The organism is Streptomyces sp. NPDC101165 (assembly GCF_044768135.1).
Classification (GTDB): domain Bacteria; phylum Actinomycetota; class Actinomycetes; order Streptomycetales; family Streptomycetaceae; genus Streptomyces.
In genome coordinates, this window is the sequence record NZ_JBIWPG010000002.1 from 401,418 (window position 1) to 422,611 (window position 21,194).

Below are 21,194 nucleotides of genomic sequence, written 5' to 3' on the forward strand. Positions count from 1 at the left end.
CCGATCGGTTCGATCCTGTCGGGAAGGCGCCCCGGCGCGAGGCCGGGCCGGCGGGTCGGGCCAGGGCGGAAGGCGGGCGGATGATGGCCGATGACAGGGCCGAACGCATAGCGGAGTTCATCAGGCCTCTGCGGGTCGAGCCCGGCAGGAGGGTGCATCTGGCGGAGGACTTCGATCCCCGCTACAAGGCGGGTATCCGGAAGAAGAAGGAGGGCGTCGAGCTGCTCCGCACCGGCGTCGAGCTGCTCGCCGACTACCAGCGGCGGCTGGCGGCCCAGGACACCTATGGAGTGCTGGTGTGCCTGCAGGCGCTGGACGCCGGCGGCAAGGACGGGACGATCCGCCATGTGATGAGCGGCGTCAATCCGCAGGGGGTGCGGGTGTCCAGCTTCAAGGTGCCCTCGGCCGAGGAGCTGGATCACGACTATCTGTGGCGCTACACCTGCCGGCTGCCGGGGCGCGGCGAGATCGGCATCTTCAACCGGTCCCACTACGAGGAGGTCCTGGTTGTACGGGTGCGCCCGGAGAACCTCGACCGGCAGCGGCTGCCGGACTCGGTGCGCGGACCGGACGTGTGGGAGAGGCGGTACCGGGCGATCAACGACTGGGAGCGTCATCTGACCGACAACGGGTTCCGGATCGTGAAGCTGTTCCTGAACCTGTCCAAGGAGGAGCAGCGGATCCGCTTCCTCAAGCGCATCGATGTTCCCGAGCGCAACTGGAAGTTCTCGCCCGCCGACGTCCGGGAGCGGGGCCGGTGGGACGACTATCAGCGCGCGTTCTCGCAGATGCTGTCCGCCACCAGCACGGAATGGGCGCCCTGGTACGTCGTACCTGCCGACCGGAAGTGGTTCGCACGTGTCTGCGCGGCCGCGGTGGTGGCGCACACGCTGATCGAGATCAATCCCCAGTACCCGCAGGTCAGCGACGAGACCCGGCGCGGGCTGGCCGAGGTCAGGCGGGAGCTGGAGCGCGAGGCGCCCAAGGGTGCCGCGCCCGACCCGTACGCCGAGTTGGTTTCCAAAGGCAAATCAGACAACGGGAAGCCCGGCAAGAAGGGCAAGCACTCCGGCGGGAACGGCTGACGGACACGGCTGACGGGAACGGCTGAGAGGAGGCGCGTGCCATGACCGCGCAGACGGATGCCCCGCACGAGGGGGCGACGGACGACCGGGCCTGGTATGCGCGCTCTGTGGAGGAGGTCGCCGCCGGGTTCGAGGTGGATCCGGCCGTGGGGCTGTCCTCGGCGAGGGTCGCGGAGCTGCTGCGGACGAACGGTCCGAACGCGCTGCCGGAGGAGAAACCCCTGCCGGGCTGGCGCCGCTACCTGGCCCAGTACCGCAGCTACATGCAGCTGGTCCTGGTCGCCGCCGCCGTGGTGTCGTTCCTGATCGCGGAGTGGAGCACGGGCATCCTGCTGGTCGTGCTGACGATCCTCAACGCGGTCGTCGGCATGCGGCAGGAGGGCAAGGCGGAGAGCGCCATGAACGCGCTCAAGTCGATGCTGAAGGCGACCGCCCGGGTGCGCCGGGACGGGACGGAGTCCGAGATCCCGGCCGAGGACGTGGTCGTCGGCGATGTCGTCCTCCTCACCGCCGGGGACGAGGTCCCCGCCGACGGCCGAATCATCGCGGCCAGCGCCCTGCAGATCGACGAGTCGGCGCTGACGGGCGAGAGCGTGCCCGCCGCCAAGGACGCGACGACCCTGGCCGGCGCCGACCTGGGCCCCGGGGACCGGACGAACATGGCGTTCATGAACACGCCGGTCACGCACGGCAGCGCGACGGTGATCGTCACGGCCACAGGCGCCGGCACCGAACTCGGCCGCATCTCCGGGATGCTGTCGGCGACACCCCGCGAGGCCTCCCCACTGGACCAGGAGCTCAACCGGCTCACCCTGTGGATCATGGCTGTGGCCGGACTGACGATGATCGTGATGTTCGCCCTGGGGCGCAGCCGGGGCGAGGCGTGGGACGCGCTGTTCGTGAGCGCCGTCTCGCTGGCCATCGCCGCCATCCCGGAGGCCCTGCCCACGGTGACCCAGACGATCCTGTCGATCGGCGGGGTGGACCTGGCCCGGCGTCAGGCGATCGTGAAGGACCTGCCGTCGGTGGAGTCGCTGGGGTTCACCTCGGCGATCAACTCCGACAAGACCGGCACGCTCACCATGAACCAGATGACCGTCGTGGAGGTCATCGATCCCGGCGACCGCTACACCGTCTCCGGCACCGGTTACGGCCTGGAGGGCAAGGTCCATCACGCGGTCGGCAGCACGCCCGGCATCGAGGACGCGATCCTGCCCTACGTGGTCGCCAGCGACGCCGGGCTCGTGGACGGCAAGGTCGTCGGTGACCCCACCGAGGGCGCCCTGCTGGTGCTCGGCCACAAGGCCGGGCTGGACATCGACGCCACCCGGGAGCGTCTGCCCCGGCTGGCCACGCTGCCGTTCGACCCGTCGTACAAGCTGATGGCCACCTTCCACTCGGCCACGGACGCGACCGGCCGTCCCGTCGTGCGGTGCTTCGTGAAGGGGGCGGCACCCGCGGTCATGGCCCGGGCCGCCACCGCGCTGCGCGACGGTACGACCGTCCCCTGGGACACGGAGCTGCGCGAGCGGGCCCAGACGCACGTCGAGCGCATGGGCGGCGAGGGGCTGCGGGTGATGGCCGCCGCGCGCCGCGACCTCGACCCGGCCGCCTTCGATCCGGGCGGGGACCTGCTCGCCCACGTCATCGACCTGCAGATGACGAGCCTGGTCGGCATGGTCGATCCGCCCCGAGCGGAGTCGCGGGCCGCCGTGGCCGACGCGCAGGCCGCGCACATCCGGGTGCGGATGGTGACCGGCGACGACGTCGTCACGGGCGCCGCCATCGCCCGGCAGCTGGGCATCGAGGGCGAGGCGCTCCTCGGCGCCGAGTTCGCCGCGCTGCCGGAGAGCGAGCGGCTCGCCCGGATCGACGACATCGGGGTGGTCGGCCGCGTCGCCCCCGAACACAAGGTGCTGCTAGCCGACACGCTCAAGAAGAAGGGCGACGTGGTGGCCATGACCGGGGACGGCGTCAACGACGCCCCGGCCATCAAGGCGGCCGACATCGGCATCGCCATGGGCTCCGGCACGGAGGTCGCCAAGAACGCCGGGCGGATGGTGCTGTCCGACGACAACTTCGCGACGATCGTCTTCGCCGTCGAGCAGGGCCGCAAGATCTACGACAACCTCACGAAGTACATCCGCTTCGTCCTCGTGCTCCTCGTGGTGTTCGTGCTGACCTTCCTCGGCGCCACCCTGTTCAACATCGCGGCGGGTGAACCCTTCAGCCCGGCCCAGGTGTTGTGGATCCACTTCTTCGTCAACGCGGCCTTCGGCTTCGCGCTCGGCTTCGACCGGCAGAGCCCCGGACTCATGGAACGCCGACCGCGTCCGCGTGGTGAACCCGTGCTGACCAGGAGCGTGATGGTCACGGTCGGGCTGTCCGGGCTGGTGATCACGATCAGCCTGCTCGCCCTGATCAAGCTCGGCGAGTCGCACTACGGCAGCACCGCGGTCGGCCAGTCCATCGCGTTCACGTCCTTCGCGCTCTGCCTGATCGTGGCCGCGCTCGAATGCCGCAGCGAGACGGAGACCGTCCTGACCACCGCCAGCTTCGACAGCAAGCAGATGAACTGGGCGATGCTCGTGGAGTTCGTCCTCGCGGTGCTGGTCACGCAGATGGACGGGTTCCGGCGGCTGCTGGGCACGACACAGATCAACGTGCGGCAGTTCGGCTGGGCGCTGGTGCCGGCGCTGGTGCTGCTCGGGCTGTGGGAGCTCGGCAAGTTCGTCGCCAGGCGGGCCATGAGGACGTGAGAGGCCTCAGATGGCGCGGCACACCATCGCACGGGTACTGACCCGGCTGCGGGCCGTTCCCGGGGTCCGCGCCGTGTCGTCCTACCGGCGCGAGTGGCTGGCCAAGGACCTGGTCGCCGGAGTCGTCCTGACGACACTGCTGGTGCCGCAGGGCATGGCGTACGCCGAACTCGCGGGCCTGCCGCCGATCACCGGCCTGTACACGTCGATCCTGTGCCTGCTGGGCTACGCGGTCTGCGGACCGTCCCGGATCCTGGTGCTGGGCCCGGACTCCTCGCTCGGGCCGATGATCGCCGCCACCGTGCTCCCGCTGGCCGGGGCGGGCGGAGACCCCGAGCGGGCCGTCGCCCTGGCCTCGATGCTCGCCCTGATGGTCGCGCTCGTGATGATCCTGGCCTCGGTGGCGAGGCTCGGCTTCGTCGCCGACCTGATCTCCAAGCCCACGATGATCGGCTACATGAACGGGCTGGCCCTGACCATCCTGATCGGACAGCTGCCCAAGCTGCTCGGCTTCAAGGTCGAGGCGGACACGCTGCTGGGGGAGTGCGTCGGCCTCGTGGAGAAGCTGGCCGCCGGGGCGGTCGTACCGGCCGCGGCCGCGGTGGGCATCGGCGGGGTCGTGCTGCTGCTGGTGCTGCAGCGCCGGCTGCCGAAGGTGCCCGCGGTGCTGGTGATGGTGGTGCTGGCGATCGGCGCCGCCGCCGTGTTCGAGCTGGGCGAGCACGGGGTCGGCCTGGTCGGGGTACTGCCGAAGGGCTTCCCGCCGTTCACCCTGCCCGACGTCCGGCTCGACGACCTCGGGCCGCTGACCGCGGGCGCCCTGGGCATCGCCGTGGTCTCCCTGGCCGACACCATCTCCAACGCGTCGGCCTTCGCGGCCCGCACCGGTCAGGAGGTCCGGGGCAACCAGGAGATGGCCGGGATCGGGGCCGCCAACCTGGCCGCGGGCTTCTTCCAGGGCTTCCCGGTGAGCACGAGCGGCTCGCGCACGGCGGTGGCGGAACGGGCGGGCGCGCGGACCCAGTTGACCGGGGTCGTCGGCGCGGTCCTGATCGTCCTCATGCTCCTGCTGGTCCCGGGGTTGTTCCGGAACCTGCCCCAGCCCGCCCTGGCCGCCGTGGTCATCGTCGCGTCCCTGTCCCTCGCCGACCTCCCGGGGACCGTACGGCTGTGGCGGCAGCGCCGCGCCGAGTTCCTGCTGTCGCTCGCGGCCTTCCTCGGCGTCGCGTTCCTCGGCGTGCTGCCCGGGATCGCGGTCGCGGTCGCCCTGTCCGTCCTCAACGTCTTCCGCCGCGCCTGGTGGCCGTACGACGCCGTGCTGGGCCGGGTGCCCGGACTGGAGGGCTTCCACGACATCCGCTCCTACCCCGGCGCGCAGCGGCTGCCCGGCCTGGTGATCTACCGGTTCGACGCGCCACTCTTCTTCGCCAACGCCAGGACCTTCCGCGACCAGGTCCGCCGGCTCGCCCACGGGGACCCGCGGCCGAGCTGGATCGTGGTCGCGGCCGAGCCGATGACCGACGTGGACACCACCGCCGCCGACGTCCTGGAGGACCTCGACGAGGCGCTCAACGCCGACCACGTCCATCTGGTGTTCGCCGAGCTCAAGGACCCGGTGCGGCGGAAGATCGAACGCTACGGGCTCACCCGCACCATCGACCCGGACCACTTCTTCCCCACGGTCGAGGCCGCCGTCGCCGCCTACCGCCGGCGCACCGGCGCCCGGTGGACCACCGGCGCCGGGTGACCTCACCTGCCCAGCGCGAGCCGCGCCACCCGTGGCCAGTCGGCGGCCGGCCGGGCGACCGGTGAACCGGGGCGGCGGCGCGGCACGCGGACGCGCAGGGCCCCGGCGTCGATCCGGCACACGACGGGTACGGGCAGCACGACGTGCTCCCCGTCGATACCGGCCGGGACGGTGGGCGCGTCCGCCTCGACGACGACCTCCCGCGCGGTCAGCCGGGTCAGCCCCGGTGAGTGCGGGCCGCGCAGCAGCCGGGCCGCCTGCGCGGTGCTGCCGACGCGCACGCACAGCACGCCGAGCCGCCCGGAGTTCAGGCAGACCCTGCGTCCCGGGTGGTCGACGTCGACGGCACGCCGATAGGGGTTGTTGCTGACGAGCAGCGCCTGCAGGCCCGAGGCCCGCGACCGGCCGGCCCGCATGCGCAGGCTGGGGGCCTTGTCGCCGGTGAGGAGATCGGGCAGCTCCCGCAGGGCCGTGCGGACCTTCTGGTCCCGGTAGGCGGGATTGGCCACCACGACCGCGTACGTGCCGAAGGAGACGTTGTTGACGAACACCCGGTCGGCGGCGAACCCGAGGTCGACGCGGAACTCGTCGGCGTCGGTCAGCGCCTCCAGGGCGGCCGCGGGATCTTCCCGGTCCAGGCCGAGGTCCAGGGCGAAGTGGTTGCGGGTGCCGGCCGGGATCACGACGAAGGGCAGTCCGTGCCGGGCCGCGACCTCGGCGACCAGGGCCTGTGTGCCGTCCCCGCCGGCCACCCCCAGCAGGTCGGCGCCGTCCGCCACCGCTCGCCGGGCCAGCTCCGCCACGTCCTGATGCCGGGTCGGGTCCAGCAGGACGACCTCGGCGCCCGCCGCCCGTGCCCGCTCCGCCAGCTGGCAGCGGGCCACCTTGCCGCCGCCGGAGTTCGGGTTCATCAGGACCCACGGGCGGCGCGGCGGCTCGACGGGGCCCCGGTCACGGTGGCGCGCGGAAGCACCCGGGGACGTCAGAGCGATCCGCGCGGCCACCACCGCCAGCACCCACAGGCCCAGCGAGAGGGAGACCGCCCACAGCAGGTCGTGCGCGGCGTACAGCGCGAGGACCGCCAGGGGCGCGGCCACCGACAGCAGCGTTCCCACGGCCCGGACGACTCCGGTGTGCGCGAGGGCCCACCAGACCCCGGCGGCGGTGAGGGCCAGCCCCGCGACCCCGATCAGCACCCACAGCACGCTCTTCAGCCCGGCGACGACCAGCGGAACCGTCACACTGCCCAGCAGGGCGAGCAGCGCCGCACGGGCCCAGTGGGCGGAAGCCGGGCCGGAAGCCGATCTCACTGTGTGCGTGGCACACCTCGGGAGGAGTCGCAGGAGCCGTCGTCGCGTTCAGCTTGGGCACGACGGGTGCCGGAGGGCTTCACCCGACGCGGGTGAACGCGATCGCCGAGGTCACGGGCCGCAGGGTCACGCCCGGCGCCCGGCGGCGCCCTCGCGGAAGCGCAGGTAGCGGTCGACCGACCGGTCCAGGACCTCGTTGCCGTCGGCCGTCACCACCCGGTTCCACCAGCCGCCGTAGATCCGGTCGAAGCGGTGGCCCCGCAGGAGGCCGGCGGCGGTGCGTACGGCCTCGGGGCGCTCGGGGATGTGGTTGGCGTAGCTGTACATCAGGGTGACCCAGCGGGGGTCCGGGCAGACGTGCACGACGTCGCCGGTGAACAGGGCGCCCCGGCCCGCGCTCCAGTGCGGTACGGCGCTGCCCGGGAAGTGGACGCCGAGGTTCATCAGCGTCAGTTCGTCGGTGAGCCGGTGGGTCTGTCCGGACCAGAAGCACAGCGCGGGGTCGGGGCGGCCGACCCAGCGGCGGTCCGCCTCGTGCAGGTACACGGGGCGTCGAAGGCGTGCGCCCGCGCGCTCGACCTGGGGCACTGAGGCACGGCCCACCACTGGTTCCTCCAAGAAGCGCTCGCTAGTCCGATTTATTGATCTATCAGCGTGTTTCTTCCGTTTCGCGCCAGTGCTCCGGCTGCCCAGGCCAAGCTCACTCGGACTCGGGGACACCCGAACCTCTAGGAACAAGGAGCACCCACATGAGTCCTGAGCGCAGGACGACCCCGCTACTGGGGTCAGCGCCTCAAGGTGGCGGCGGCAGGGTCCGCAGGCTCGCCGCGATCGCGACGGCGGTGACGGTCGCGGTGGCGACCCCGGCGGTGGCGGTGGCCGCCGGCATGAGCTCTCAGACGCGCACTACGTACACCTACTCCAGCGACCCCCACGACCAGTGCGACCACCAGAAGCCGGGCAGCCGTGCAGGTGGTGGCGACGACGACTGCGAGACCAAGCACCCCAAGCCCACCGTTACGGTGACAAAGACGGCGACTGCGACCGCGACCGTGACCACGACCGCGACGGTGACCGCGACCGCAACGGCGTGTGGCACCGGCGTCGATTCGACGAATCCGAACGGCAATGAGCAATTTCTCGCCGCGCTCGTCGGTGGGGTGCCGTTCGCCGGCAGGCGCCCCAGCATCGCCCCGTCCCCCGACAACCCGAACATCGTGTCGGGCCCGAACAACGATCCCGGCTGGACCGACCTCAGCACGATCAACGGCTTCCCCAAGGAAACGGTCTGCGGCGTCTCGGTCGACGCCCATGGCGGCGACGCGTTCTACAAGATCATCACTCAGGGCGGCGACGTCTACACCCTGCACTGCGCGGCCACCCAGAATGCCACCCTCGTGTGTCCCGCTCCGGCGTCGGGGAACGACCCGCAGTCCCAGTGGGTCGCGGTGAATCCCCAGCCCTGACCGACGCTGGTCGCACCGTAGGCCCCCGGAGGGGGCCGAATGAAGCGGCCCCTGCCCGGCCAGGCGGGGCAGGGGCCGCCAAGCGCCTGCCGCGCAGGTGTCAGCACCCCGTCACACAGCTCCGGAACCCTCTCCCGGTACACGGGAAAGGCCCGCCGGAGAACTCCGGCGGGCCTTTTCGCTGACGTCGGCTCAGTGGGCCGGCGCGTACTTCGGGTTGGGGCCGTACTGGTTCGGCTCCGCCTTGCCCTCGGTGGCGAGGAAGACGATCAGGATGATCGTGCCCACCAGCGGGATGAGGGAGATGAGGATCCACCAGCCGGAGCGGCCGGTGTCGTGCAGGCGGCGGACCGTGACACCGAGGCCGGGGAGCAGGACGGCGAGGGTGTAGATGAGGCTGATGACGTTCGAGCCGATGGCGCGGTCGACGACCGTCAGCACAATGCTGATGATCAGGTTGAACAGGAAGAACATCCAGTATTCCTGCCGCCGCGCGCGGCCGCTGAACACCGCGTACTTCTTGAGTACGTCCACGTACCAGTGCATTTTCTCGTCCCCCCTGGGATTCGCGTGATTGCTCCCCCATCGAATCAGTCAGGGTGACTGGAAACCATGGTTTTGGCGTGCGCGGGTCAATGTGTTACCCGGCCGCTGCCGTTCGGTGATCAGACCCCGACGTCGGCGGCGAGCCGGGCGTCCAGCCAGTCGAAGACGCGCTGTTCGAACAGAGCGCGGCCCATCGGCTCGCAATGCCGGTGCGCCCCCTCCGCCTCGGTGAAGCGGACCAGGTGCTTCGGGCCGGTCAGGGCTTCGTGCAACTCCCTCGAAGCGCCTGGCCAGAAGTGCTCGCCGTCCGGGTCGGTGATCAGCAGCGGGGTGGTGATCCGGTCGACGACCGGCATGACGTCGTACCGGGAGATCTCGGTGACGAGGTCGAACGGTGAGTCGATGCCGTACGGCTTGGCCCGCCAGCGCCAGGTCGCGGCGAGTGGCCCGTCCTGGGTGAGGGCGTCCTCGACGATGCGGTCGAAGGCGGCACGGTCACCGGACTCCCACAGGTAGCGCAGATCGCTGCCGAGGTGGTGCCACCAACTGTCCACCACGCGGGTCACCCCCGGGTCGGCGACCGCGGCCGCGATCCGGTGCTCGAAGGCGAGCGCACGCGGGACCCAGTAGCCGGCCTGGCTGATGCCGGCCAGGACGATCCGGCGGGGGTCGACGTCGGTCCGGGAGAGGAGGAAGTCCACCACCGGGGTGATGACGTTCTCCCAGTCGGGCCGGAAGGTCACGCCCCGTTCGAAGAGCATCGACTGCTGGCCGGGGCCGTCGAAGAGCAGTACGCGGTATCCGCGGGCCACGGCCGGTGCGCCGAGCAGCGTCCAGGTGGTGCTGAGCGGGCCGTCGCTGCCGTTGTTGGCGATCAGCGTGGGAAGCGGGCCGGAGGCGCCGGGCGGGCTGACGAGGTAACCGGGCAGAGGCGTCTTCTCGTACGGGATGGTGACCGGCTCGGCGGGTGGGTCCCAGGCCGTCAGGAAGCGGTCCAGGCAGGCACGATGCTCCGGGAACACCTCGGCCAGCCGCCTTTCGGGATCGGCGACCGCGTCGACGCCCACGAGAGCGGTGCCGAAGTAACCGGCGGCGCGCAGCAGGGCGTCCCGGGCACTCACCGTCCGCCCCGCGGCCGCGCTGTGGCCGGCCTGATCCCGGACTCTGCGGGCCAGCTCGACCCAGGCGGTGAACCAGGCCTCGCCGTCGCCGTCCGCCACGGCGGCAGCGGTCGCCAGCACCTCGCCCACGTCGGCACCCCGCCGCCATGCGGCGCCCAGGGCGAGCAGGATCTCGTAGTCGAACTGGTCGTTCTCGTTGAAGCGGTAGGTCATGGCGGCTCCCGGCATCGTTCATCCGTTCCGGGAGGCGTCCCGAACCCGAGAGCGAGGTTGCCGCTCGTACGCCCGGACTGAGCGTGTGTCACGTCGGAACTCGCCGCTTTATCCATTGATTGGACCAACATCCGTGGATTGGACCAACAGACGACTGCATCCGTAGGAGCTGCTCGGGCGTCTACCTCGGTATGGATCTCCAGAAGCCCCCGCCCGAGCCGCAGTATCCCGACGGATGCCTCGCCGTCGCGATCCGCATTCCCGTGCGCATCGTCGTGCTCGTGCTGGTGCTGCCCGTGCGCATGGCGTGGGACGCGCTGGTGGTCTGCGGTCGGTTCCTCACCGACACCGTGCTGCGGCCGCTGGGGCGCGCGCTGCTGTGGATCGGCCGGGCGGTCTTCGTGTGGCCGTGGGTGGCGCTGTGGCGCTACGTCCTCGTGCCCGTCGGGAAAGCGCTCGGATGGCTCGGGCACGTCCTCGTCGTCGTACCGCTGCGGTGGCTGTACACCTATGTACTGACGCCGGTCGGGCGTGCCGTCGCCTGGGTCGCGCGGGGGATCGGGGCCGGCCTGGAGTGGCTGTACGCGCGCGTGCTCGCGCCGGTGGGCCGGGGGATCCTCTGGCTGCTGAAGGGTGTGGGCTTCCTGCTCGCCGCCGCCGGGGCGGGCGTGTTCGCCGCCGTGGCCTGGCTGGTGCGACACCTGCTCGTCGTCCCCGCGCGGTGGCTGTACGAGTGGGTCCTCGCCCCGGTCGGGCGAGCGGTGGCGTGGGTCGCCGGCGCCGTGGTCACCGCGATCGGTGCGGTCCTGTACTGGACCACCCGCATCCTGGTCGTCCTGCCCGCCCTCGCCCTGTGGCGCTGGGTCCTCGCGCCCGTCGGCCGGTTCCTCGCCGTCGTCGCGCGCGAGGTGGGTGAGGCCCTCGGGCACGCCTGGCGGGTCGCGGGGCGGATCTCGCGCGCGGTCGGCAGGGCGCTCGCGACCCTCTTCCGGTGGATCTTCGTGGAGCCGCTGCGCTGGGTGTACCGCACGGTCCTGACCCCCGTCGGGCACGTCGTACGGGACTTCGTCCTGCGGCCCGTCGCCGAGGCCGCGCACGTGGTGGGGCGGACCGCGCGGCAGGCGCTGACCACAGCCCGCGACACCGTGCGGCAGGCCCGCGCGGACCTGAGGCGGATGCTCTTCGGCCAGCCCCGGCAGCCGGTCGCGGTCGACCGGCGGGCACCCACGGGACCCGGGACACGTACTCTTGGTAGCAGTACGACCGCTCTCACGAAGGACTAGGACACTGGGCAAGCGACAGCCCGAAGGCCCGCCGCCCGCACCCGCGGTGCAGCGCATCCGACTGCGCTACACCAAGCGCGGCCGCCTCCGGTTCACCAGCCACCGTGACTTCCAGCGCGCCTTCGAGCGTGCGCTGCGCCGCGCCGAGGTGCCCATGGCGTACTCGGCGGGGTTCACGCCGCACCCGAAGGTGTCGTACGCCAATGCCGCACCCACCGGCACGGGCAGTGAGGCGGAGTACCTGGAGATCGCGCTGACCGCGTCGCGCGACCCCGAGACCCTGCGTGACCTGCTCGACGAGTCGCTGCCCACCGGGCTCGACATCGTCGACGCGGTCGAGGCACGGACCTCGGGCCTCGCCGACCGGCTCACGGCCTCCGTCTGGGAGTTGCGGCTGGACGGAGTCGACCCGGTCGACGCACAGCGTGCGGTCGAGGCCTTCACCGAGGCCGACACCGTCGAGGTGCAGCGCATGACCAAGAACGGCGTCCGCACCTTCGACGCCCGCCCTGCGGTCGTGCACCTGGAAACGCACAGTTCGACGCCCGATGCACGCATCGGCTCCACCGGAGCGGCTGACGCCGCGCACCTTGCTGGGCCCAGCGACCAGCCCTGTGCGATACTGCGGCTGGTTGTTCGGCACGTGACGCCTGCCGTACGACCCGACGACGTCCTGTCCGGTCTCCGCGCCGTGGCCGACCTGGCGCCGCCGGTCCCCGCAGCGGTGACCAGGCTGGCGCAGGGGCTGCTCGATGAAGAGACCGGCACGGTGACCGACCCGCTCGCGCCCGACCGCGAGGCAGCCGAGGCCCTGACGGCCCAACCGGTTGCCGCCGCGACGGCGCCGACGCCGGAAGGTTCCGCGTAGGGACGGACGTCGTAGCGCCGCCCTCGTACTCGGGAGCCACCTGGGTCGGGCAGCGCACCGACCAGAAGACTTTCGCCAGGCCGTACCGACAAGGCGTACGGAACCGGCGAGACAGGACACAGAGTGCTCCCGTGCGGCGCCCGCGCCCCGGACGGCGGCCACAGCGCATCGCGCGGGCCGCGGACGTCAACGGCGGACGGTCCTTGGAGACCGACGCCGGACCAGGTGCGGCGCCCGGGAGCCTGACGGGAGAAACGCCCGCATGCTCGAGCCGACCGAGCCCCTCGAGGGCTCCGAACTGAACACTCCGAGCGACACCCTGCCGCCGCGCAGGCGTCGCCGTGCCTCTTCCCGCCCGGCGGGTCCGCCCGTCGCGGCCGAGGCACCCACCGAGGTCACCGTGCCGGCCATACCGGCAGCGGAGGCCGACGAGATCGCCGAGGAGCAGGCCGAGGCCGTCGAGGCGCCCGCCGCCGTCGAGGAGCCCGCGCCTGCCGCTCGTACCCGCCGCCGCGCCACGCGGCGTGCGTCCGCACCCGTCGGGACACCCGCGGCTGCCGAGGCCGTCGAGACGGTCGTTCCGGCTGACACGGCCGTGACGACCGCTGCCGCCGAGGCCGTTGAGCAGACCGAGGCCGTCGAGGCGGCTGAGGCCGTCGAGACCGCCGAAGAGGCCGCGCCCGCACCCCGTACCCGCCGCCGTGCCCCCCGCCGCGCCTCCGCGCCGGCCGGAGCTCCGGCCGCGGCCGAGGCCGAGGAGAAGACCGAGGTGAAGGCCGAGGAGAAGGCGGCGGCCGAGACCGCGCCCGCCGTCGAGGCGGAGACCGCACCCGCCGCCCGTCCGCGCCGTCGTGCCACCCGCCGCGCATCCGCGCCCGCCGGTGCGCCGCAGGCCACCGAGGCGCCCGAGACCGCGCCCGCCGCTGAGGCGCCGGTCGCCGCAGCCGCCACCGCCGTGGAGGTTCCCGTGGCCGAGGCCGCGCCCGCCGTCGAGGCGGAGGCCGCACCGGCCGCTCGTACGCGTCGTCGTGCCACCCGCCGGGCGTCCGCGCCGGCCGGCGCCCCGGCCGCCGAGGCTGCCGAGACCGTCGTGCCGGCCGCTGCCGCCGAGCCCGTCGACGAGGCCGTGGAAGAGCCCGCGGCTGCCGAGACCGTCGAGGCCGCTGAGGCCTCTGTGGCCGCCGAGGTCGCTGAGGAGGCCGCGCCGCGCCGTACGCGTCGTCGCGCCACCCGTCACGTCTCGGCGCCCGTCGGTGCTCCTGCGACCGAGGAGGCCCCCGCGGCCGCCGAGCAGGTCGCCGCCGAGGAGGTCGAGATCGCCGAGCCCGTCGCCGTCCAGGCTGCGGCCGAGGCCCCCGCCGAGGGTGCGCCGCGCCGTCGCCGCCGGGTCGTGCGGCAGGCCGCGAGCGGGTTCTCCGCGCCCGCGCACTCCAAGGCCGCCGAGTCCGAGGCCGAGTCCGACGCACCGCGGCGCCCGGCCCGCCCCACCGTGGCCGTGTTCCAGGCGCCGGTGTTCGCCGAGCCGAAGTTCCAGACCCCCGAGCGCGCCGCCGCCGAGGCCGCTGCCGAGGCCGCAGGGTCCGAGGAGACCGAGGAGCCCACGGAGACAGTGGAGACCGGGACGTACGCGGAGGAGCGCGCCGATGCCGGTTCGCGCCGTCGCCGTCGCCGCCGTGGCGCCGCCTTCGCCGAGGAGCCGCAGGCCGTCGAGGCCGCCCCCGAGGACGAGGAGCCGGAGGAGGCCGAGGAGGCCGCCGCCGAGGACCTCGCCGAGGGCGACGAGGCCGAGGGTGCCGAGGAGGCCGGTTCGCGCCGTCGCCGCCGTCGGGGCGGCCGTCGCCGTCGCCGCGGTGACGCCGTCGAGGGCGAGGCCGGTGAGGGCGCGGACGCCGAGGCCGACGAACTGGCCGCCGAGCAGGCCGCCCAGGACGCCGAGGACACCGCCGAGCAGGAGGAGGAGGACGCCGAGGACGCGCACGACGAGGCCGGCTCCTCCAGCAGCCGTCGCCGTCGTCGCCGTCGTCGTCGCGCCGGTGAATCCTCCGTCGACACCGAGCCCGGCGAGGGCGACCCGGAGCGCACGGTCGTCAAGGTCCGCGAGCCCCGCGAGCCCCGCAAGCCCGCCGAGCCGTCCGACGAGGTGCAGTCCATCAAGGGCTCGACCCGTCTGGAGGCGAAGAAGCAGCGCCGCCGCGAAGGCCGTGAGCAGGGCCGCCGGCGCGTTCCGATCATCACCGAGGCCGAGTTCCTGGCCCGCCGCGAGGCCGTCGAGCGCGTGATGGTCGTGCGCCAGCACGGCGAGCGCACGCAGATCGGCGTCCTCGAGGACGATGTGCTGGTCGAGCACTACGTCAACAAGGAGCAGGCCACCTCGTACGTCGGCAACGTCTACCTGGGCAAGGTCCAGAACGTGCTGCCGTCGATGGAGGCCGCCTTCATCGACATCGGCAAGGGCCGCAACGCCGTCCTGTACGCCGGTGAGGTCAACTTCGAGGCGCTGGGCATGGCCAACGGCCCGCGTCGCATCGAGTCCGCCCTGAAGTCCGGCCAGTCGGTCCTCGTCCAGGTGACGAAGGACCCGATCGGTCACAAGGGCGCCCGTCTGACCAGCCAGGTCTCCCTGCCGGGCCGTTACCTCGTGTACGTCCCCGAGGGCTCGATGACCGGCATCAGCCGCAAGCTGCCCGACACCGAGCGCGCGCGTCTGAAGACCATCCTCAAGAAGATCGTCCCCGAGGACGCGGGCGTCATCGTGCGCACCGCCGCCGAGGGCGCGAGCGAGGAGGAGCTGCGCCGGGACGTCGAGCGGCTGCAGGCGCAGTGGGAGGACATCCAGAAGAAGGCGAAGAGCGGCAACGCTCCGACGCTGCTGTACGGCGAGCCGGACATGACCGTCCGGGTCGTGCGCGACATCTTCAACGAGGACTTCTCCAAGGTCGTCGTCAGCGGTGACGAGGCCTGGGAGACGATCCACGGGTACGTCTCCCACGTGGCCCCGGACCTGGCCGAGCGGCTGTCGAAGTGGACCTCCGAGGTCGACGCCTTCGCCACCTACCGGATCGACGAGCAGCTCGCCAAGGCGCTGGACCGCAAGGTCTGGCTGCCCAGCGGTGGTTCGCTGGTGATCGACCGGACCGAGGCGATGGTCGTCGTCGACGTCAACACCGGCAAGTTCACCGGCCAGGGCGGCAACCTGGAAGAGACGGTCACCAGGAACAACCTGGAGGCGGCCGAGGAGATCGTGCGCCAGCTGCGGCTGCGCGACCTCGGCGGCATCATCGTCATCGACTTCATCGACATGGTCCTGGAGTCGAACCGGGACCTGGTGCTGCGCCGCCTGCTGGAGTGCCTGGGCCGCGACCGTACGAAGCACCAGGTCGCCGAGGTGACCTCGCTGGGTCTGGTGCAGATGACCCGCAAGCGGGTCGGCCAGGGCCTGCTGGAGTCCTTCTCCGAGACCTGCGTGCACTGCAACGGCCGTGGCGTCATCGTCCACATGGAGCAGCCGACCGCGGTCGGCGGCGGTGGCGGCGGCAAGCGCAAGAAGCGCGGGCGCGGCGGTGACGGGCAGCTGCCCGAGCACGAGGTCGCCGCGGTGGCCGTGGAGACGGGCGAGGCCGTCGAGCCGGCGGCGGAGACCGTCGTCGAGGTCGCCGCGGAGCTGGCCGAGCCGGTCGCCCTGCCCGCCCCCGACTTCGCGCCGGACGAGGAGCTGTACAGCAGCGTCGCCGAGGCGGAGGCGGCGGCCGGCCGTGGCCGTTCGCGTCGCCGCGTCAGCCGTCGGGCCTCGGCTCCGGCCGGTGCGCCGAAGGCCGAGCGCCGGAAGGCCGCGAAGGCCACCGAGGCCGTGGAGGTCGTCCCGCCCGCCGAGGAGGCCGTGCTGCCCGCGCAGCCGGAGCCGGAGCCGGTGGTCGAGGCGCAGGCCGAGCCGGTCGCCGTGGCGGCCCCGGAGCCCGCTGTCGAGGAGGCCGCGCCCAAGGGCCGTACGCGTCGTCGGGCGACCCGGAAGGTGTCGGCGCCGGCCGGTTCCCCGGCGGGCGCCGAGGCGGCCGTGGTGACGGTCGCCGAGACCGCGCCCGAGGCGCCGGTGGAGCAGCCCGAGGCCGAGGCCCCGGCTGCGGTCGAGGAGGCGCCCGCCGAGAGCGTCGCCCCGGCCCGCCCGCGGCGCCGTGCCGTGCGCAAGGCCACCGCGCCGACCGCGTCCGAGGAGACGGCCGTCGTGGTCGTCCCGGCCACCGCCGAGGCGCCCGCTGCCGAGGCTGCGGAGGAGGCGGTCGAGGAGGCCGTGCCGGCCAAGAAGACCGCCCGCACGGCGGCCAAGAAGGCCACGGCGAAGAAGGCCGCCACCAAGAAGACCGCGGCCAAGAAGACGGTCGCCAAGAAGACGACGGCCAAGAAGGCGGCCAAGACCGCCAAGACGGCCGCCGCCAAGTCGACGGCGAAGAAGACCACCACGGTCTCCGCGGCCGCCGACGAGGGCTGAACCCGCTGAGCGGTGTGCGGCCGGTCCGTGTGACCGGCCGCATACCGGTGGGGCCCAGCCCGGTTTGACCCCTTCGGCCGTGGCCCCGTAACCTTGACCGTCGGCGTGTCCACTGAACACGCCACATCCCCGTAAACCTCTTCCTCCCGGGCACACGGTTGGCCGGGAGAGGTCGTTCCTGCTGTTCCTGGGCGGCTGGCCTTCGGGGGTGCCGTTTCTTCGAGCGAAAGAGAGATCCGCGTGTACGCCATCGTGCGCAGCGGTGGTCGCCAGCACAAGGTTGCTGTCGGCGACATCGTTGAGGTTGACAAGATTTCCACTGCCAAGGTTGGCGACACGGTCGAGCTCTCGACCCTGCTCGTTGTCGACGGCGACGCTGTGACCAGCGACCCGTGGGTGCTGGCCGGCATCAAGGTCCAGGCCGAGGTCGTGGACCACCACAAGGGCCAGAAGATCGACATTCTGCGCTACAAGAACAAGACCGGCTACCGCCGTCGTCAGGGCCACCGCCAGCAGTACACGGCGATCAAGGTCACGTCGATCCCCGCGGCTGCGAAGTAAGGGACTGAGGAGACATGGCACACAAGAAGGGCGCATCGTCCACCCGGAACGGTCGCGACTCCAATGCCCAGCGGCTCGGCGTGAAGCGCTTCGGCGGTCAGGTCGTCAACGCTGGTGAGATCCTGGTCCGTCAGCGCGGCACCCACTTCCACCCGGGCGCGGGCGTCGGCCGTGGCGGCGACGACACGCTGTTCGCGCTGCAGGCCGGTGCGGTGGAGTTCGGTAGCCACCGTGGTCGCAAGGTCGTGAACATCGTTCCGGTCGCCTGACCGAACGTTCACTTCGCGAGGCGGACCTCACTTCCCGGTCGGGAAGGCGGGTCCGCCTTTCGCTTGTTTCTAATGGAACACAGCAAGCAGAGAAACACCTGTACTTACTGGAGGCACTGAACCATGACCACCTTCGTGGACCGCGTCGAGCTGCATGTCGCCGCGGGTAACGGAGGTCACGGCTGTGCCTCCGTTCACCGTGAGAAGTTCAAGCCGCTCGGCGGCCCGGACGGCGGCAACGGCGGCCGTGGCGGTGACGTCATCCTGATCGTGGACCAGTCGGTCACCACGCTCCTGGACTACCACCACTCCCCGCACCGCAAGGCCACCAACGGCAAGCCCGGAGAGGGCGGCAACCGCTCCGGCAAGGACGGCGAGGACCTGGTCCTGCCGGTGCCGGACGGCACCGTCGTCCTGGACAAGGCGGGCAACGTGCTCGCCGACCTGGTCGGTCACGGCACCTCGTACATCGCGGCGCAGGGCGGCCGGGGCGGCCTCGGCAACGCGGCGCTGGCGAGCGCCCGCCGCAAGGCGCCGGGCTTCGCGCTGCTGGGCGTGCCCGGGGACCTGCAGGACATCGTCCTGGAGCTGAAGACGGTCGCCGACGTGGCCCTGGTGGGCTACCCGAGCGCGGGCAAGTCCTCGCTGATCTCCGTGCTCAGCGCCGCCAAGCCGAAGATCGCGGACTACCCGTTCACGACCCTCGTCCCGAACCTGGGCGTGGTGACCGCCGGCTCGACCGTCTACACCATCGCCGACGTGCCCGGTCTGATCCCGGGCGCCAGCCAGGGCAAGGGCCTCGGCCTGGAGTTCCTGCGGCACGTGGAGCGGTGCAGTGTGCTGGTGCACGTGCTGGACACCGCGACCCTGGAGTCCGACCGGGACCCGGTCTCCGACCTCGACATCATCGAGGAGGAGCTGCGGCAGTACGGCGGCCTCGACAACCGTCCCCGCATCGTCGTCCTGAACAAGATCGACGTGCCGGACGGCAAGGACCTCGCCGAGATGGTCCGCCCCGACCTGGAGGCGCGTGGCTACCGCGTCTTCGAGGTGTCCGCGGTGGCGCACATGGGGCTGCGGGAGCTGTCGTTCGCCCTCGGTGACCTGGTCGGCAGGGCGCGCGCCGCGAAGCCGAAGGAGGAGGCGACGCGGATCGTCATCCGGCCCAAGGCCGTGGACGACGCGGGCTTCTCGGTCACGCGCGAGGAGGCCGAAGGCGAGCCGCTGTTCCGGGTGCGCGGTGAGAAGCCGGAGCGCTGGGTCCGCCAGACCGACTTCAACAACGACGAGGCCGTCGGCTACCTCGCCGACCGGCTCAACCGCCTCGGTGTCGAGGAGCGGCTGATGAAGGCGGGCGCCCGGGCCGGCGACGGCGTCGCCATCGGCCCCGAGGAGAACGCGGTCGTCTTCGACTGGGAGCCGACGGTCATGGCGGGCGCGGAGATGCTCGGCCGGCGTGGCGAGGACCACCGCCTCGAGGAGCCGCGACCCGCGGCGCAGCGCCGCCGCGACAAGCAGGCCGAGCGGGACGAGACGCAGCGCGAGTACGACGAGTTCGACCCGTTCGAGTAGTCCTCGCACCACCCGAGCCGAGAAGGTGAGCGCCGGGCACCGCGCCTGCGGTGTCCCGGTGCCGGGCACACCTGCGGCGAATGGCCGGATCGGCTCGGGATTCGCCCGCTAACTCCCGTTACCGTAGGCATCTCCTGACATGCAGTGAGACCCGTTGCGGCAAGGTCACGTTCCATCCGTGGTTCCTGTGTCGCGGCGGGTCTTCTGTTGTCTGCCTGTTTGTCATGCACGCGAATGCTCTCGTTCAGCGGGCGGGACGTCCGGCCGTGGGAGCTTCCGAAGGTCCGAGCCCAAGAGGCCTCCGTGGCAAGGGAGTCAGCGAATGACCGGAGCATTACCGCCCGACCGACGCCGCTTTCTGACCGCCGGTGCCGCCGTCCTCGGCGCCGCGGCCTCCGCCCAGCTCTGGCTGCCGGCCACTGTGGCCCGGGCAGCCGAAACCCCGCTGCCCGACGGGGTGTTCACCCTCGGCGTGGCCTCCGGCGACCCGCTGCCCGACGGCATCGTGCTGTGGACCCGGCTCGCCCCCGACCCGCTCCACGGCGGCGGCATGCCCGACACGGCCGTCCCCGTGGAGTGGGAGATCGCCGAGGACGAGCGGTTCGCGAAGACCGCCCGCAGAGGCACCGCCGAGGCCCGGCCCGAGTACGGGCACAGCGTTCACGTGGATGTACGAGGACTGCGCCCGGACCGCCCGTACTGGTACCGCTTCCGCGTCGACGGCCAGGTCTCGCCCACCGGCCGCACCCGCACCGCACCGCACCCGCACCGCAGGGGCGGCTCGCTGCGCGTCGCGCTCGCGTCCTGCCAGAACTGGCAACACGGCTACTTCACCCCGTACGCCGACATGCTCGCCCAGGACCCTGACGTCGTGCTCTTCGTCGGCGACTACATCTACGAGTCCAAGCCCTCCGCCACCGCCGTACGCCGGCACGAGGGCGGCGACGAGCCGTACACCCTGGTCCAGTACCGCAACCGCTACGCCCAGTACCGCACCGACCCCGACCTCGCCGCGATGCACGCGAACGCGCCCTGGGTGGTCACCTTCGACGACCACGAGGTCGACAACGACTTCGCCGGCGAGATCCCGCAGGACCCCGACAAGCAGTCGCACGACGCGTTCGTGGCCCGGCTGACCGCGGCCTACCAGGCGTACTACGAGCACATGCCGGTCCGTGCCACCGCGATCCCGAACGGCCCGCACATCCAGATGTACCGCCGGCTGGAGTTCGGCCGCCTGGCCCGGCTCAGCGTCCTCGACACCCGGCAGTTCCGCACCGACCAGGCGACCACGCAGGACGGCGCCGGGAGCCCGTCGATGACCATGCTCGGCGCCGGGCAGAAGCAGTGGCTGCTGGACGGGCTGCACGACTCCCCGGCCCGCTGGAACCTGATCGCCTCCCAGATCATGATGGCCGAGACCGACCTGCTGCTCGGCGAGGGCAAGCTCTGGTACTACGACGCCTGGGACGGCTACCAGGTCGAGCGCAACGCCCTGCTGGAGGAGTTCGCCGACATCCGCAACCCGGTCGTGCTCAGCGGCGACCGGCACCTGACGATGATCAGCGACCTGAAGGAGGACTTCGCCGACCCGGACTCCGACGTGGTCGGGGCGGAGTTCGTCGGCACCTCCATCTCCAGCAACGGCGACCAGGACCAGGCCGCCTTCCACGCCCAGTGGGATCCGCTGATGGCGGACAACCCGCACTGGAAGGTGATCGACGCCCACCGCGGCTACCACCTCTTCGACATCCGCCGCGACGGCATCGACGCCCAGGTCCGGGTCGTCGACACGGTGGTCCGGCCGCAGGCCGCGGCGAGCACGCTGGCCCGGCTGCGGGTGGAGTCGGACGAGCCGGGCGTGCGCCTCGTCTGACAGGTGAGACCCAGGTAAGTCTCTTACCGTCCGTT

General features: G+C 72.0%; 15 protein-coding genes. 11 read left to right on the forward strand and 4 right to left on the reverse strand.

Going from position 1 to position 21,194, the window contains the following annotated elements:
• Positions 1–83: 83 nt before the first annotated feature.
• The 3 genes from ACIRVH_RS05325 to ACIRVH_RS05335 are packed head-to-tail and all read left to right on the forward strand — an operon-like array spanning position 84 to position 5,591.
• Positions 84–1,085, forward strand: coding sequence for a polyphosphate kinase 2 family protein (locus tag ACIRVH_RS05325; protein WP_403948364.1), 1,002 nt, complete (start codon positions 84–86; stop codon positions 1,083–1,085).
• Between the two features lie 41 nt (positions 1,086–1,126).
• Positions 1,127–3,844, forward strand: a complete 2,718-nt coding sequence (locus ACIRVH_RS05330; protein WP_403948366.1) for a cation-translocating P-type ATPase — start codon at positions 1,127–1,129, stop codon at positions 3,842–3,844.
• Between the two features lie 10 nt (positions 3,845–3,854).
• A complete protein-coding gene (locus ACIRVH_RS05335) occupies positions 3,855–5,591 on the forward strand; it encodes a SulP family inorganic anion transporter (protein WP_403948368.1) in 1,737 nt (578 codons plus the stop codon).
• 2 nt (positions 5,592–5,593) lie between these two features.
• On the opposite strand, the gene ACIRVH_RS05340 is transcribed toward ACIRVH_RS05335, so the two are convergent.
• Positions 5,594–6,901 (reverse strand): diacylglycerol/lipid kinase family protein, encoded by a 1,308-nt coding sequence (locus ACIRVH_RS05340; RefSeq protein ID WP_403948370.1) that lies wholly within the window; start codon positions 6,899–6,901, stop codon positions 5,594–5,596.
• 126 nt (positions 6,902–7,027) lie between these two features.
• Entirely contained in the window at positions 7,028–7,504 is a 477-nt protein-coding gene (locus tag ACIRVH_RS05345) for a hypothetical protein (protein ID WP_403948371.1), read from the reverse strand.
• A gap of 146 nt (positions 7,505–7,650) precedes the next feature.
• On the opposite strand from ACIRVH_RS05345, the gene ACIRVH_RS05350 reads away from it, so the two are divergent.
• Entirely contained in the window at positions 7,651–8,367 is a 717-nt protein-coding gene (locus ACIRVH_RS05350) for a hypothetical protein (protein WP_403948372.1), read from the forward strand.
• Between the two features lie 192 nt (positions 8,368–8,559).
• On the opposite strand, the gene ACIRVH_RS05355 is transcribed toward ACIRVH_RS05350, so the two are convergent.
• Positions 8,560–8,913 carry a DUF805 domain-containing protein gene (locus ACIRVH_RS05355; protein ID WP_403948374.1) on the reverse strand — a complete coding sequence of 118 codons (354 nt, stop codon included), beginning with the start codon at positions 8,911–8,913 and terminating at the stop codon, positions 8,560–8,562.
• Between the two features lie 119 nt (positions 8,914–9,032).
• Positions 9,033–10,247: an alpha/beta hydrolase family protein gene (locus tag ACIRVH_RS05360; RefSeq protein WP_403948375.1), complete on the reverse strand. Its 1,215-nt coding sequence runs from the start codon at positions 10,245–10,247 to the stop codon at positions 9,033–9,035.
• Positions 10,248–10,438: 191 nt separating this feature from the next.
• Between ACIRVH_RS05360 and ACIRVH_RS05365 the strand changes: the two genes are divergently transcribed.
• From ACIRVH_RS05365 to ACIRVH_RS05395, 7 genes are all read left to right on the forward strand, one after another.
• Complete coding sequence (locus ACIRVH_RS05365) at positions 10,439–11,530, forward strand: hypothetical protein (protein ID WP_403948377.1); 1,092 nt, start codon at positions 10,439–10,441, stop codon at positions 11,528–11,530.
• A 46-nt stretch (positions 11,531–11,576) separates the two neighbouring features.
• The gene (locus tag ACIRVH_RS05370; RefSeq protein ID WP_403948379.1) at positions 11,577–12,398 is read left to right on the forward strand and encodes a TIGR03936 family radical SAM-associated protein; all 822 of its coding nucleotides are present in this window, start codon (positions 11,577–11,579) and stop codon (positions 12,396–12,398) included.
• Between the two features lie 262 nt (positions 12,399–12,660).
• A complete protein-coding gene (locus tag ACIRVH_RS05375; protein ID WP_403948381.1) occupies positions 12,661–16,881 on the forward strand; it encodes an Rne/Rng family ribonuclease in 4,221 nt (1,406 codons plus the stop codon).
• Between the two features lie 240 nt (positions 16,882–17,121).
• Positions 17,122–17,442: a 50S ribosomal protein L21 gene (gene rplU, locus ACIRVH_RS05380; protein ID WP_030749991.1), complete on the forward strand. Its 321-nt coding sequence runs from the start codon at positions 17,122–17,124 to the stop codon at positions 17,440–17,442.
• 14 nt (positions 17,443–17,456) lie between these two features.
• Positions 17,457–17,711 carry a 50S ribosomal protein L27 gene (rpmA, locus tag ACIRVH_RS05385; protein WP_061922958.1) on the forward strand — a complete coding sequence of 85 codons (255 nt, stop codon included), beginning with the start codon at positions 17,457–17,459 and terminating at the stop codon, positions 17,709–17,711.
• A 123-nt stretch (positions 17,712–17,834) separates the two neighbouring features.
• Positions 17,835–19,283, forward strand: a complete 1,449-nt coding sequence (gene obgE / locus ACIRVH_RS05390) for a GTPase ObgE (protein WP_403948383.1) — start codon at positions 17,835–17,837, stop codon at positions 19,281–19,283.
• Between the two features lie 322 nt (positions 19,284–19,605).
• Positions 19,606–21,159 (forward strand): alkaline phosphatase D family protein, encoded by a 1,554-nt coding sequence (locus ACIRVH_RS05395; RefSeq protein ID WP_403948385.1) that lies wholly within the window; start codon positions 19,606–19,608, stop codon positions 21,157–21,159.
• Positions 21,160–21,194 lie beyond the last annotated feature (35 nt).

Coding starts and splice junctions, on each gene's coding strand:
- ACIRVH_RS05365 (WP_403948377.1), top strand. CDS start 10,439: ATGGATCTCCAGAAGCCCCCGCCCGAGCCGCAGTATCCCGACGGATGC.
- rpmA (WP_061922958.1), top strand. CDS start 17,457: ATGGCACACAAGAAGGGCGCATCGTCCACCCGGAACGGTCGCGACTCC.
- obgE (WP_403948383.1), top strand. CDS start 17,835: ATGACCACCTTCGTGGACCGCGTCGAGCTGCATGTCGCCGCGGGTAAC.
- ACIRVH_RS05360 (WP_403948375.1), bottom strand. CDS start 10,247: ATGACCTACCGCTTCAACGAGAACGACCAGTTCGACTACGAGATCCTG.
- ACIRVH_RS05375 (WP_403948381.1), top strand. CDS start 12,661: ATGCTCGAGCCGACCGAGCCCCTCGAGGGCTCCGAACTGAACACTCCG.
- ACIRVH_RS05325 (WP_403948364.1), top strand. CDS start 84: ATGGCCGATGACAGGGCCGAACGCATAGCGGAGTTCATCAGGCCTCTG.
- ACIRVH_RS05335 (WP_403948368.1), top strand. CDS start 3,855: ATGGCGCGGCACACCATCGCACGGGTACTGACCCGGCTGCGGGCCGTT.
- ACIRVH_RS05355 (WP_403948374.1), bottom strand. CDS start 8,913: ATGCACTGGTACGTGGACGTACTCAAGAAGTACGCGGTGTTCAGCGGC.
- ACIRVH_RS05330 (WP_403948366.1), top strand. CDS start 1,127: ATGACCGCGCAGACGGATGCCCCGCACGAGGGGGCGACGGACGACCGG.
- ACIRVH_RS05350 (WP_403948372.1), top strand. CDS start 7,651: ATGAGTCCTGAGCGCAGGACGACCCCGCTACTGGGGTCAGCGCCTCAA.
- ACIRVH_RS05395 (WP_403948385.1), top strand. CDS start 19,606: ATGACCGGAGCATTACCGCCCGACCGACGCCGCTTTCTGACCGCCGGT.